10 protein-coding genes are annotated in these 13017 nt (G+C 66.9%); 4 read left to right on the forward strand and 6 right to left on the reverse strand.

The genetic code is table 11. The features are described from left to right. Positions 1–24: 24 nt before the first annotated feature. Positions 25–435: a spore germination protein GerW family protein gene (locus PW843_06360; protein MDE1146235.1), complete on the forward strand. Its 411-nt coding sequence runs from the start codon at positions 25–27 to the stop codon at positions 433–435. On the opposite strand, the gene PW843_06365 is transcribed toward PW843_06360, so the two are convergent. Further along, positions 432–1148 (reverse strand): sulfotransferase domain-containing protein, encoded by a 717-nt coding sequence (locus PW843_06365; protein ID MDE1146236.1) that lies wholly within the window; start codon positions 1146–1148, stop codon positions 432–434. The two genes, PW843_06360 and PW843_06365, sit on opposite strands and share 4 nt — an antisense overlap. A 378-nt stretch (positions 1149–1526) precedes the next feature. Between PW843_06365 and PW843_06370 the strand changes: the two genes are divergently transcribed. After that, entirely contained in the window at positions 1527–2591 is a 1065-nt protein-coding gene (locus tag PW843_06370; GenBank protein ID MDE1146237.1) for an NAD(P)-dependent alcohol dehydrogenase, read from the forward strand. A 157-nt stretch (positions 2592–2748) separates the two neighbouring features. On the opposite strand, the gene PW843_06375 is transcribed toward PW843_06370, so the two are convergent. The 4 genes from PW843_06375 to PW843_06390 form a co-directional block, all read right to left on the reverse strand. Then, positions 2749–4026, reverse strand: coding sequence for a DUF3422 domain-containing protein (locus PW843_06375; protein ID MDE1146238.1), 1278 nt, complete (start codon positions 4024–4026; stop codon positions 2749–2751). Positions 4027–4155: 129 nt separating this feature from the next. Then, entirely contained in the window at positions 4156–6306 is a 2151-nt protein-coding gene (gene scpA, locus PW843_06380) for a methylmalonyl-CoA mutase (protein ID MDE1146239.1), read from the reverse strand. Positions 6307–6311: 5 nt separating this feature from the next. Further along, positions 6312–8324, reverse strand: coding sequence for an acetyl/propionyl/methylcrotonyl-CoA carboxylase subunit alpha (locus PW843_06385; protein ID MDE1146240.1), 2013 nt, complete (start codon positions 8322–8324; stop codon positions 6312–6314). 11 nt (positions 8325–8335) lie between these two features. Then, the gene (locus tag PW843_06390) at positions 8336–9871 is read right to left on the reverse strand and encodes an acyl-CoA carboxylase subunit beta (protein ID MDE1146241.1); all 1536 of its coding nucleotides are present in this window, start codon (positions 9869–9871) and stop codon (positions 8336–8338) included. Positions 9872–10064: 193 nt separating this feature from the next. On the opposite strand from PW843_06390, the gene PW843_06395 reads away from it, so the two are divergent. After that, positions 10065–11498 carry a short-chain fatty acyl-CoA regulator family protein gene (locus tag PW843_06395; protein MDE1146242.1) on the forward strand — a complete coding sequence of 478 codons (1434 nt, stop codon included), beginning with the start codon at positions 10065–10067 and terminating at the stop codon, positions 11496–11498. Positions 11499–11626: 128 nt separating this feature from the next. On the opposite strand, the gene PW843_06400 is transcribed toward PW843_06395, so the two are convergent. Then, complete coding sequence (locus tag PW843_06400; protein MDE1146243.1) at positions 11627–12340, reverse strand: MgtC/SapB family protein; 714 nt, start codon at positions 12338–12340, stop codon at positions 11627–11629. 178 nt (positions 12341–12518) lie between these two features. Here PW843_06400 and msrB point away from each other — a divergent pair, with 178 nt between their 5' ends. Then, on the forward strand, positions 12519–12917 hold the full coding sequence (gene msrB, locus PW843_06405; protein MDE1146244.1) for a peptide-methionine (R)-S-oxide reductase MsrB: 399 nt from the start codon (positions 12519–12521) through the stop codon (positions 12915–12917). Positions 12918–13017 lie beyond the last annotated feature (100 nt).

Genomic DNA, 13017 nt, shown 5'->3' on the forward strand with positions numbered 1-13017 from the left:
CGCCGCAACACGGGAGGCGAAACCATGACGTTCCTCAACCCCTTCACCGTCGACCCCACCAAGGCCTACACCCAGGACCTGATGGAGGAATTCCGCAAGGCGTTCGACCAGGGCACCCTGGGCGATCCCATCACCATCGACGGCACCACCATCATGACCGTCAACCTGGTCACCTTCGGCGTCGGCACCTATGGCGGCACCGCCTGGGGGGAGGGGGTGGGCGGCGGCGGGGGCGGCGGCAGCATCCCTTGCGCCATCATCGTGGTGCGCGAGGGCAAGGTGGAGATCCACAAGATGCCGGATGAACTCACCAAGTCCGCCGCTGAGAAGGTGACGCAGATGGTGACCCAGATGCGCGGCCCCCACGGCAAGACCGAAACCGTGGTCAGCACCGACCAGGCCGAGGTCAAGCAGTCTGAAACGGTGGTCAGCTAGCCGCCCGCCGCCTCTTCCGCCGGTACGGGATAATAGGCGGCCAGGAAGGCCCAGAAGGCGTTCTCCAGCAGGGTTTGCGATTGCTCCGGCAGGGTCCGGTACTTGCCGATGGCGCCATCGCCGATGTGTGACTTGTGCCAGTGGGTGACCGGGTCGAACAGGTCGGGCTTGGCCTGGGTGCCGGCGTTCTCCACGAAGCGGCCGCTTTCCTCCAGTTCCGCCAGGGTCTTGCGGATGGTCCGGGTCAGCAGTTGCTCATGGATGCGGGCCAGCACCGCCGGCGGGGCGTCGACGCCGATCAGGTCCGCGATGCGGGCGACGGAGGCCGGGTCGTTGTGGAAGTCCTCCTCATACCGCAGCACCATCGTGCGCCGGCCGCGCACGATGCAGGGCTGGATGCGGCGCACGCTGCGCAGGACATAGGCGAAGGCGTCGTTGAAGGGCTGGCCGAAGCGCTGCATCAATGAGGCGACACAGTCGCGCGGGTCGCGGATGGTGATGACGATGGGGATGTCCTCGTGCGCCAGGCGCAGCTGGGTCATGCTGTCCGGGTGGTGGGTTTTCAGCACCAGGGGGCGCTCCGCCTTCTGCCCGATGCCGACGTAATGATCCAGATTGTTGCGGTAGTCGGATTTGAAGCCATCGTCGCCATGGACATGGGCCAGCAGCGCGCGCACGACGTTGAAGGACCAGGTCGAGGCGCTACCCGGCATGCCGACGCAAACAATGACAGAATTGTTGTTAATGGCTTTTAGGTCGCCATCTTTCTGCAACATCGTAAATCACCCAATCCGCCGATAACTTTTCTTTATTTTTAAAGCTCTATTTTATACAGGCGATAATGGACATTTGGTCGCACCCCCTTCATGAGAAGGCGTGTGCCCCTAGGCAATTCGGCCAAGGGCGGACTTTTTCATGGATTTGTGCGCCCCCGGCCATTGTATCGGGCGACGCGGCGCCCTAATTTCCGCCCTGCATGGCGTCCGTTGCGGGGCCAGGCCTGTCGCGCGTCGGGGCGTGGGCGGCCATGGGCTTCCGGGGGATCGGGCGGGCATGCCCAATCAAGATCAAGCCATCAGAGAGGGGCTGACGTGATCAAGACCTTGGGATATGCGGCCCAGAAGGCCAAGGCGCCGTTGGCGCCGTTTTCGTTCGAGCGCCGGGACCCCCGTGCGCACGACGTCGTCATCGACATCAAGTACAGCGGCATCTGCCATTCCGACGTCCATCAGGCGCGCGATGAGTGGGGCGGCAGCGTGTTCCCCATGGTGCCGGGGCACGAGATCGCCGGTGTCGTCACCGAGGTGGGCTCCGGCGTCACCAAGTACAAGGTGGGCGACAAGGTCGGCGTGGGCTGTTTCATCGACAGCTGCCGCGAGTGCGAGTACTGCAAACAGGGGTTGGAGCAGTTCTGCGTCAAGGGCATGACCCCGACCTACAATGGGTACGAGCGGGACGGCAAGACGCTGAGCCAGGGCGGTTATTCCACCGCCATCGTGGTGGATGAGAACTACGTCCTGCGCATTCCGGAAAACCTGCCCCTGGACGCTGCCGCCCCGCTGCTGTGCGCCGGCATCACCCTCTACTCGCCCCTGGCCCACTGGAAGGCCGGACCGGGCAAGAAGGTGGCCATCGTCGGCCTGGGCGGCCTGGGTCACATGGGCGTCAAGATCGCCCACGCCATGGGTGCCGAGGTCACGGTGCTGAGCCAGTCGCTGCGCAAGCAGGACGACGGCAAGCGCCTGGGCGCCGACCATTTCTACGCGACCTCCGACAAGGAGACGTTCAAGAAGCTGGCCGGCACCTTCGACCTGATCGTCAACACCGTGTCGGCGCCCATCGACTGGAACGCCTATTTGGGCCTGTTGAAGGTCGATGGCGCCCTGGTGGTGGTGGGCGTTCCGGAAGAGCAGGTGCCGGTCGGCGCCTTCTCCCTGATCATGGGCCGCCGCAGCCTGGCGGGCTCGCTGATCGGTGGCATCCCGGAAACGCAGGAGATGTTGGACTTCTGCGGCAAGCACAACATCACCAGCGACATCGAAACCATCGCCATCAGCCAGGTGAACGAGGCCTATGAGCGCGTCGTCGCCAGCGACGTGCGTTATCGCTTCGTGATCGACATCGCCACGCTGAAGACGGCGGAAGCTGGATTCTAATTTAAGTAATAAGTACCAGCGGCATGAGGCCAAGCCTCATGCCGCTGTAGGCCCCGACCGGGGCCGCCGGACCTTTTCGGGGAGCGTCAGCGGACTAAAAAGGGAGGACAAGCCAAGGGCCCGGATGGGCCCGCCCGGCGTCTGAGGGGGCCGCACATCAGTGCGGCACGTGCCGCCGCAGCCAGCGGGCGGCGAGGGCGACCACGCCGGCGCAGACCGGCACGGCGATGGCCACCATGTGGGCGGTGCTGGGCCAGCCCTCCACCTCCGGCAGGCCGTGCATCACCTTTTCCACCAGCGACACCAGGTAGTAGGTGATGCCCACGATGGACAGGGCCTCCACCGCCTCCTGGATGCGGACATGCATGCGCGAATTGCGGTCCAGCGACGACAGCAGGCTGGCGCTTTGTGTGGACAGGCCCACGTCCACGCGGGTGCGCAGGATGGCGCTGGCGCGCTCCACGCCGGCCGCCACTTCGCCCTGAAGCCGGGCCGCCGCCTCCACCGTGCGGATGCCGGGGCGCAGGCGGCGTTCCAGGAACAGGCCGATGCGCTGCAGGCCGGCGATGCGCTCCTCCCGCAACTCCTCCAGCCGTTCGGCGACGATCTCGCCATAGGCCAGGCTGGCGCCGAAACGCCAGCGGTTGCGGGTGACCAGGTGGTTCAGGTCGGCCGCCAGGTCGGTCAGGGTGTCCAGTGCCGCCCGGTCCTCCACCGCGTCGCGGCTGTCGCGGATGCGGCCGACGATGACCTCCAGCCGCGCCTCAAGGGCGGTCAGGTCGGCCATGGTCTCGCGCGCTTGGGGGAAAGCCAGGAAGGCGGCGGCGCGATAGGTTTCGATCTCCAGCAGGCGCTGCACCAGCCGGCCCAGCCGGTCGGGCGTCAGGCTGCGGTTCTGCACCAGCGCCCGGCTGTAGCCGTGCTCATCGATCTGGAAGTCCAGGGCGGCCCAGGCCTCGCCCCCGTTCACGATGGCGGCCGCGCAACTGCCGGCGGGAAAGCGCGCGGTCAGCGCCGCCGGATCCGGCGGGCCGTCCGCCTGCTCCAGGCGCAGGGCCACGGCGGCCAGGCGACCGGTGCCCAGCGGGCCGAAGACGCCGTCCAGCAGGGTTTCCACCGCCAGGCGGGTTTCATCCCCGTCATGGCCGGCGATGGCCACGGTGGTGCTGATGAATTCGGTGTGGTGTTCCCATTTCACCTGCGCCGGGCGGCCGGCGATGGCCGTGACCACCACGCCATAACGCGCCGCGGTGTCGCCGGCGGGCAGGGCGTCCAGCAAGGTCAGCAGACGGGTGGCGCATTCCGTCCCTTCCGCCGGGGTGGCCAGGAAGGTGACATGAAAGATCTCCACCGGCGCCTTCAAGGGCAACGCCATGCGGGAGTGCAACTCCTGCATCAACACGCCGCGCAACGGGTGATCCGCCGCCGTACCCATCGTCCCCATCCTTAGAATCCGCAAACCGAAAGAGACGGCGATGTTATCACACCGCCCCGTGCGGGCCAGCGGCCGAACCGTTGCCTCGGCGGGCGGTTCGCGGGGGAAAGGATGGGATGCCGACCCCGGTCAGGCGGCAGCCACGCGCTTCTTGTTCAAAATCTCCAGGATTTCCGCGGCGGCGACGGGAATGTTGGTGCCGGGGCCGTAGATGGCAGCCGCGCCCGCCTGGTACAAAATGTCATAGTCCTGCGGGGGGATGACGCCGCCGCACACCACCAGGATGTCGCCGGCCCCCTGGGCCTTCAGGCTGTCGATCAATGCCGGAACCAGGGTCTTGTGCCCGGCCGCCTGCGACGACACGCCGATGACGTGCACGTCGTTCTCGACCGCCTGGCGGGCCGCTTCCTCCGGCGTCTGGAACAGCGGGCCGACGTCGACGTCGAAGCCGATGTCGGCGAAGGCGGTGGCGATGACCTTGGCGCCGCGGTCATGGCCGTCCTGGCCCATCTTCACCACCAGCATGCGCGGCCGGCGGCCCTCGGCCTCGGCGAAGGCGGCCACGTCCTGGCGGATACGGGCAAAACCCTCATCGCCATCATAGGCCGAGCCATAGACGCCGCTGACGGACCGGATGACGGCGCGGTGGCGGGTGAACACCTTTTCCAGCGCGTCCGAAATCTCCCCCACCGTGGCGCGGGCGCGGGTGGCCTTGACCGCCAGATCCAGCAGGTTGCCGGTGCCATCGCGCGCACCCTGGGTCAGGGCCTCCAGGGCCGCTGTCACGGCGGCGGTGTCGCGGCTGGCGCGGATCTGCTTCAGGCGGGCGATCTGGGCCTCGCGCACCGCGGTGTTGTCGATGTCCAGCACCTCCACCCGCTCAGGATTCTGCGGCCGGTACTTGTTGACGCCGACCACGACCTCTTCACCCCGGTCGATGCGGGCCTGGCGGCGGGCGGCGGCCTCCTCGATCATCAGCTTGGGCAGGCCGCCTTCCACGGCCTTGGTCATGCCGCCCATGCCCTCGACCTGGTCGATCAGCGCCTCGGCCTCGGCCACCAGGCTGGCGGTCAGGCTTTCCACGTAATAGCTGCCGCCCAGCGGGTCGACCACGTGGGGCACGCCGGTTTCCTCGGCGATGATCAGCTGGGTGTTGCGGGCGATGCGGGCGGAGAAGGGGGTGGGCAGGCCCAGGGCCTCGTCAAAGCTGTTGGTGTGCAGCGACTGGGTGCCGCCCAGCACGGCGGCCATGGCCTCGATGGTGGTGCGCACCACGTTGTTGTAGGGGTCCTGCTCCGTCAGGCTGACGCCGGAGGTCTGGCAGTGAGTGCGCAACGCCAGGGAACGCGCATCCTGCGGGTCGAAATGCTTCTTCATCAGTTTGGCCCACAGCAGGCGCGCCGCGCGCAGCTTGGCCACTTCCATGAAGAAGTTCATGCCGATGGCGAAGAAGAAGGACAGGCGCGGCGCGAACTGGTCGACCTTCAGCCCTTTGGACGTCGCCGCCCGCACGTATTCCAGCCCATCGGCCAGGGTGAAGGCCAGTTCCTGCACCGCCGTGGCGCCGGCCTCCTGCATGTGGTAGCCGCTGATGGAGATGGAGTTGTACTTGGGCATGTTCAGGGCCGTGTACTCGATGATGTCGGCCACGATGCGCATGCTGGGGTCGGGCGGGTAGATATAGGTGTTGCGGACCATGAACTCCTTCAGGATGTCGTTCTGGATGGTCCCGGACAGCTTGTCCTGGCTGACGCCTTGCTCCTCCGCCGCCACGATGTAGCCGGCCAGCACCGGCAGCACGGCGCCGTTCATGGTCATGGACACACTCATCTTGTCCAACGGGATGCCGTCGAACAGGGTCTTCATGTCCTCCACGCTGTCGATGGCGACGCCGGCCTTGCCCACGTCGCCCACCACGCGCGGGTGGTCGCTGTCATAGCCGCGATGGGTCGCCAGGTCGAAGGCGACCGACAGGCCCATCTGGCCCGCCGCCAGGTTGGCCTTGTAGAAGCGGTTGCTTTCCTCCGCCGTGGAGAAGCCGGCGTACTGGCGGATGGTCCAGGGCCGGTGGCTGTACATGGTGGCGCGGGGGCCACGGGTATAGGGTGCGAAACCCGGAAGGGTCTGGACCTCCAGCCCTTCCAGGTCCGCCGCGGTGTAGAGCGGCTTCACCTGGATGCCTTCGGGCGTGGTGCGCACCAGGCCCTCGGCATCGGCACCGAATTCCTTGGCGGCCAGGCGCTGCCAATCGGCCAGGGTCTTTTCGGGGAAGTCGCTCATGATGCTCACTCGAACTCGATGATGATCTGGTCGACGGCGAGGGAGGAGCCCTTGTCCGCGGCGATCTTCTTTACCTTGCCGTCGGCTTCGGCGCGCAGGATGTTTTCCATCTTCATCGCCTCCACCACCGCCAGTTCCTGGCCGGCCTTGACCTCGTCACCCACGGCCACCGCCACGGTGACCAGCAGGCCGGGCATGGGCGACAGCAGGAACTTGGACATGTCCGGCTTGGCCTTGACCGGCATCAGGGCCGCGAACTCCGCCGCCCGCGCCGTCAGCACCTGGACATCCAGTTCCGCCCCGGCGTGGAACAGGCGATAGCCGATGCCTGTGCCGTCCACCTGCACCGCCAGCGCCTGGCCGTCCACGGTGCCGGTCCACAAGGTCTGGCCCGTTTCCCAGTCGGCGCTGCGCACCGCCAGGGTCTGGCCATCCAGGATGACATCGTGGCCATCGTCGGCGGCGTCAACCTCCAGGGCGTGGTTGTCGCGGCCCACCCGCACCACCCAGTCGCAGGGCACCACGCGATGATGCCCCGCCATCTGGCCGGAGATGGTGGCGTCACGCTCCACCCGGCGGCGATGGATGCTGGCCGCCACGGCCAGCAGGCGGGTCAAGGTCTCCGGCGGCAGCTCAAGGCCGTGGAAGCCGTCGGGGAATTCCTCGGCGATGAAGTTGGTGGTCAGGCGCCCCTCGCCAAAGCGGCGGGATTCCACCAAGGCGGCCAGGAAGCTGATGTTGTGGCCCACGCCGCGGATCTGGAAGCGGTCCAGCGCGTCGCCCATGGCGGAGATGGCGGTGGTCCGGTCGGGGCCATAGGTGATCAGCTTGGCGATCATGGGATCGTAGAACATGCTGATCTCGCCGCCCTCGTGGATCCCTGTGTCCACGCGCACCACGCCGGCCTCATGCCCACCGGCACCCGCACCCTCGGCGGGCGGGCGATAGCGGGTGACGCGGCCGATGGAGGGCAGGAAGTTGCGCGTCGGCTCCTCGGCATACACCCGCGCCTCAAGCGCCCAGCCGGTCAGCTTCACCTCATCCTGGGTCAGGGGCAGCTTCTCGCCCGCCGCCACCCGGATCATCAGTTCCACCAGATCCAGGCCGGTGATCATCTCCGTCACCGGATGTTCCACCTGCAGGCGGGTGTTCATCTCCAGGAAGTAGAAGTTGCGGTCCTTGTCGACGATGAACTCCACCGTGCCGGCACTGCGGTACTGCACCGCCTGCGCCAGGGCCACGGCCTGCTCACCCATGGCCTTGCGCGTCGCCGCGTCCAGGAAGGGGCTGGGGGCCTCCTCGATCACCTTCTGGTGACGGCGCTGGATGCTGCACTCACGCTCGCCCAGGTAGACGCAGTTGCCATGGGCGTCGGCCATCACCTGGATTTCGATGTGGCGCGGCTCGGTCACGTACTTCTCGATGAAGACGCGATCATCGGCGAAGCTGGACCGCGCCTCATTGCTGGCGCTGCGGAAGCCTTCGCGGGTCTGGGTGTCGTCCCAGGCCACGCGCATGCCCTTGCCGCCGCCGCCGGCCGACGCCTTGATCATCACCGGATAGCCGATGTCGTGGGCGATGCGCACCGCCTCCTCATCGTCCTTGATGACGCCCAGGTAGCCGGGAACGGTGGAGACGCCGGCGGCCTTGGCCAGCTTCTTGGACTCGATCTTGTCGCCCATGGCGCCGATGGCGTGGACGTCGGGACCGATGAAGGTGATGCCGTTGGCCTTCAGGGCCTCGCAGAACGCGGCCTTTTCCGACAGGAAGCCGTAGCCCGGGTGCACCGCCTGGGCGCCGGTCTTCAGGCACGCCTCGATGATGCGGTCGGCCACCAGGTAGCTCTGGGCCGACGGGGCGGGGCCGATGGCCACGGCCTCGTCCGCCATCTGCACATGCAGAGCGCCGGCATCGGCGTCGGAATAAACCGCCACCGTCTTGATGCCCATGCGGCGCGCCGTCTTGATGACCCGGCAGGCGATCTCGCCCCGGTTGGCGATCAGTATTTTGGTGAACATCGGGGCAGGCCTCAAAGCGGCAGGTTGTCGTGCTTCTTCCAAGGGTTCTCCAGCTTCTTGTTCTTCAGCATGGAGAACGCCTTGATCAGGCGGCGGCGGGTGTTGTGCGGCATGATGATGTCGTCGATATAGCCGCGCGACGCCGCCACGAAGGGGTTGGCGAACTTCTGCCGGTATTCCTCCGTCCGCGCGTCGATCTTGGCGGCGTCGCCGATGTCGGCGCGGAAGATGATCTCCACGGCACCCTTCGGGCCCATCACCGCGATCTCGGCCGACGGCCAGGCGTAATTGACGTCGCCGCGCAGGTGCTTGGACGCCATCACGTCATAGGCGCCGCCGTAGGCCTTGCGGGTGATCAGCGTGACCTTGGGCACGGTGGCCTCGGCATAGGCGAACAGCAGCTTGGCGCCGTGCTTGATGATGCCGTTGAACTCCTGCGAGGTGCCGGGCAGGAAACCCGGCACGTCCACCAAGGTGCAGATGGGGATGTTGAAGGCATCGCAATAACGCACGAAGCGCGCCGCCTTGACGGAGCTGTCGATATCCAGGCAGCCGGCCAGGACCAGCGGCTGGTTGGCGACGAACCCCACGGTGGACCCGTTCAGCCGGCCGAAACCGATGATGATGTTTTTGGCGTAGTCGGGCTGAAGCTCGAAGAAGTCGCCCTCATCCACGACCTTCAGGATCAGTTCCTTCATGTCGTAGGGCTTGTTGGGGTTGGCCGGCACCAGGGTGGACAGCGACGGCTCCGGCCGGTCCACCGGGTCGGCGGTGACGCGGGTGGGCACCGCCTCCCGGTTCGACAGCGGCAGGAAGTCGAAGAAGCGGCGGGCCTGCAGCAGCGCCTCGACATCGTTGTTGAAGGCCAGATCCGCCACGCCGGACTTGGCGGTGTGGGTGACCGCACCCCCCAGCTCCTCCGCCGTCACCACCTCATGCGTCACCGTCTTGACCACGTCGGGGCCAGTGACGAACATGTAGCTGCTGTCCTTCACCATGAAGATGAAGTCGGTCATGGCCGGGCTGTAGACCGCACCGCCGGCGCAGGGGCCCATGATCAGCGACAGCTGCGGCACCACGCCGGAGGCCAGGACGTTGCGCTGGAACACCTCGGCATAGCCGCCCAGGCTGGCCACACCTTCCTGGATGCGCGCACCACCACTGTCGTTCAGGCCGATGACGGGGGCGCCCACCTTCAACGCTTGATCCATGACCTTGCAGATCTTCTCCGCATGCGCTTCCGACAGCGATCCGCCGAACACGGTGAAGTCCTGGCTGAAGACGAAGACCAGGCGGCCGTTGATGGTGCCGTGGCCGGTGACCACACCGTCGCCCGGCACCTTCTGCTCCGCCATGCCGAAATCGGCGCAGCGGTGCTCCACGAACATGTCCCATTCCTCGAAGGAACCGGAATCCAGCAGCAGTTCCAGGCGTTCGCGCGCCGTCAGCTTGCCCTTGGCATGCTGGGCGGCCACGCGCTTCTCGCCGCCGCCCGCCCGGGCGCCCTGGCGTTTGGCTTCAAGGGTTTCGATCACCGTGAGCGTCAACGCCCGTCTCCTGCCCGGTTATGGAAGTGCCTGGTGGCTTTGATTGGGAACGGGGCGGGTGCGGCCCACCCCGATTGACAGATGCGATGTTTGCAAACAGTGTGACCCCAGTTCAAGCCGATGCCACGCGAAATCGTGCGACGCCGGCCACCTTGTTTTGTGAAGTTTGTGAAAACGCGGGGTTCGGGCGGCCATGGCGGGCAAGATTTTCGCGGGCGAACGGGTGCGGCAACTGCGCCAGCAGCGGGGCATGGCCCTGTCCGCCCTGTCCCAGGCCAGCAACCTGTCCATGAGTTATCTAAGCCAGATCGAGAATAATCAACGCCCGCTCAGCGCCCCGGCCCTGGCCGCCATCTCCGCCGTGTTCGGGGTGGAACAGCACCATTTCGCCGACGACCGCGACCTGCGACTGGGCAGTGAGTTGCGCGAGGTGCTGGGCGATCCGCTGTTCGCCGACGACGGCTCGGGCCTCAGCGCCATCACCGACGCCGTGCGCGCCGCCCCCGCCATCGCCGGCCAGTTCATCAAGCTGTACCGCGCCTACCAGCACGTGATGGAGGAGGGGGCGCGCCACCGCCTGGACCAGGATGTGGAGGCCGGCGGTACGGCGCCGTTCCCCTATGACGACGTGCGCGACTTCGTGCAGAGCAAGCGCAACCACTTCCCGGCACTGGACGTGGCGGCCGAGTCCCTGTTCGAGGGCCAGGGTTTCGCCTCCACCCGCCTGCTGGAGGATTTGATCGACTACTTGCGCGACCGGTTTGGTGTGGTCTGCACCGTGTCGCCGGGTTTGGGCGGGGAGGGGGTGCTGTGGCGCTATGACCCCGCCTTGCGTCAACTGCACCTGTCGGAAAGCGCGCCGCGCGAAAGCCGCATCTTCTTCCTGGCGCAACAGATCGGCCGCCTGCAATTCGCCCCCCTGATCGAGGAGGAGGTGCGCCGCGCCCCGCTGGGCAGTGCGGAGGCGCGGGCCCTCGCCTATACCGGCCTGGCCAACTACTTCGCCGGCGCCCTGATCCTGCCCTACGGCCGCTTCCTGGCGCAGGCGCGGGCCGTGCGCCATGATATCGAGCGCTTGCAGCACCATTTCGGCACCAGTTTCGAACAGGTGTGCCACCGGCTCAGCACCATGCAGCGGCCGGGCAACGCCGGCATCCCCTTCTATTTCCTGAAGGTCGACCGGGCCGGCAACATCTTCAAGCGCAGCAGCGCCACCCGTTTCCAGTTCGCGCGCTTCGGCGGCGCCTGCCCCCTGTGGAACGTGCACGAGGCCTTCGCCCAGCCGGGCCGCATCCTGGTGCAGGTGGCGCGCACGCCCGACGGCATCACCTACCTGTGCATCGCCCGCACCGTCACCATGACCGGCGGCGGCCACCTGTCGCGCCCGCGCGAGGCGGCGCTGGGCCTGGGGTGCGAGATCGGGCACGCCGGCGACCTGGTCTATGCCGCCGGCCTGGATTTGCAGAACCAGGAAACGGCGGTGCCCATCGGCTCCAGCTGCAAGGTCTGCGACCGCGACGACTGCCGCCACCGCGCCTTCCCCTCCATCGGGCGCGGCCTGGCCATCGCCGGCCATGAGCGCCACGTGGTGCCGTTCAGCATGATGCCGGCTGGCAGAACGGTATGAGCCAGCGGCTCATACCGTAGGCCGCGACTGCGGCCGCCGGAAGTTTTCGGGGAGCGTTAGCGGACTGAGAACTGAGGATAGCCCAAGCCAGCGGATGCTGGCGCCCGGCGCCTGAAGGGCTGAAAAACTTAACCTTCCGGCTCCGCCTGTTCCACTTCCCAGCTGACGGCGTAGACGTAGGGCTCCAGGCTGAGGCGGCCCACCATCTGCTCCAGCGCCGCGTCGTTGCGGGAGGGGGAGACGGCCTTGGCGCTAACATCCACCTTGGTGGTGTCCGGGATATCCTGGCTGTCGATGCGGTGCAGACCCAGGCCGCCTTGGCTGAGGGCGTGCATGAGCAGGGAGCGGATGTGCGCCTCCTCCGCCCCCTTGCAGGTGACGGAGACCAGGTAGTGCGTCTCCACGTCCACGGCGACCAGGATGCGGCGGTTCATGCGGCGCACCAGGGGCCGCAGGATCAGGTTGGTCACCACCACGAAGCCGGCCGCCGCCAGGGCGGGCATCCAATAGCCGCCGCCGGCGAAGGTGCCGACCATGGCGGAACACCACAGGGTGGCGGCGGTGTTCAGGCCGTGGACGTTCACGCCCTCACGCAGGATCACGCCGGCGCCCAGGAAGCCGATGCCGGACACCACCTGGGCCGCCACGCGGGTGGGATCGCCCTGGCCGACCATGGCGGAAAAGATGACGAAGCCGGCTGAACCCAGCGCCACCAGGGCGTTGGTGCGCAGGCCGGCCATCTTCTGATGCAATTGCCGTTCGAAACCGATGGACGATCCCAGGGCCAGCGCCATGGCCAGGCGCAAGGTGACCTCCAACTGGTCATGAACATCGCCGACCATGATCCCCATTTTTTCTTCGCATCCGGCTGTTTTTATGAAAACCCACCGTTTATGGCGGCGGCCGAACTATAAGACAAGCGGACCCGTGGTCGCGTGGCCATGACGTTCGCGTGACATGGTAAAGGGACCGCCGACCGCCCATATCAGGGCGCGTCGCCATAGGACGAGGAGCGTTGAGATGGACAGCGAGTTCGAGGTTGTGCGCACCGACGAGGAATGGCGCCGGATGCTGACGCCGGAGCAATACGCCGTCATGCGCGGCCACGGCACGGAACGGCCGGGCAGCTGTGCCCTGAACCATGAGAAGCGGCCGGGCACCTTCTGCTGTGCGGGCTGCGGCCAGCCCCTGTTCCAGGCCACCCGCAAGTTCGAAAGCGGCACCGGCTGGCCCAGCTTCAACGACCCGGTGGAGGGCAGCGTCGCCACCACGGTGGACCGCAGCCACGGCATGGTGCGGACGGAGGTGCACTGCGCCCGCTGCGGCAGCCATCTGGGCCACGTCTTCCCCGACGGCCCGCCGCCGACCCACCAGCGGTACTGCATCAACGGTGTGGCGATGAATTTCGACCCGGATTGACCCTGACGCCAGCGGCACGAGAGTTATCTCGTGCCGCTGTAGGACGCGACCGCGTCCGCCGGAGCTTTCCGGGAAACGCAGTGGACTGGAAAGCGAGGAC

The organism is Azospirillaceae bacterium, assembly GCA_028283825.1.
Lineage (GTDB): Bacteria > Pseudomonadota > Alphaproteobacteria > Azospirillales > Azospirillaceae > Nitrospirillum.

Bases quoted from the DNA above. Each gene is read 5' to 3' on its own strand.
- scpA (MDE1146239.1), bottom strand. From the start codon at position 6,306: ATGAGCGACTTCCCCGAAAAGACCCTGGCCGATTGGCAGCGCCTGGCC.
- PW843_06395 (MDE1146242.1), top strand. From the start codon at position 10,065: ATGGCGGGCAAGATTTTCGCGGGCGAACGGGTGCGGCAACTGCGCCAG.
- PW843_06400 (MDE1146243.1), bottom strand. From the start codon at position 12,340: ATGGTCGGCGATGTTCATGACCAGTTGGAGGTCACCTTGCGCCTGGCC.
- PW843_06375 (MDE1146238.1), bottom strand. From the start codon at position 4,026: ATGGGTACGGCGGCGGATCACCCGTTGCGCGGCGTGTTGATGCAGGAG.
- PW843_06360 (MDE1146235.1), top strand. From the start codon at position 25: ATGACGTTCCTCAACCCCTTCACCGTCGACCCCACCAAGGCCTACACC.
- PW843_06385 (MDE1146240.1), bottom strand. From the start codon at position 8,324: ATGTTCACCAAAATACTGATCGCCAACCGGGGCGAGATCGCCTGCCGG.
- msrB (MDE1146244.1), top strand. From the start codon at position 12,519: ATGGACAGCGAGTTCGAGGTTGTGCGCACCGACGAGGAATGGCGCCGG.
- PW843_06365 (MDE1146236.1), bottom strand. From the start codon at position 1,148: ATGCCGGGTAGCGCCTCGACCTGGTCCTTCAACGTCGTGCGCGCGCTG.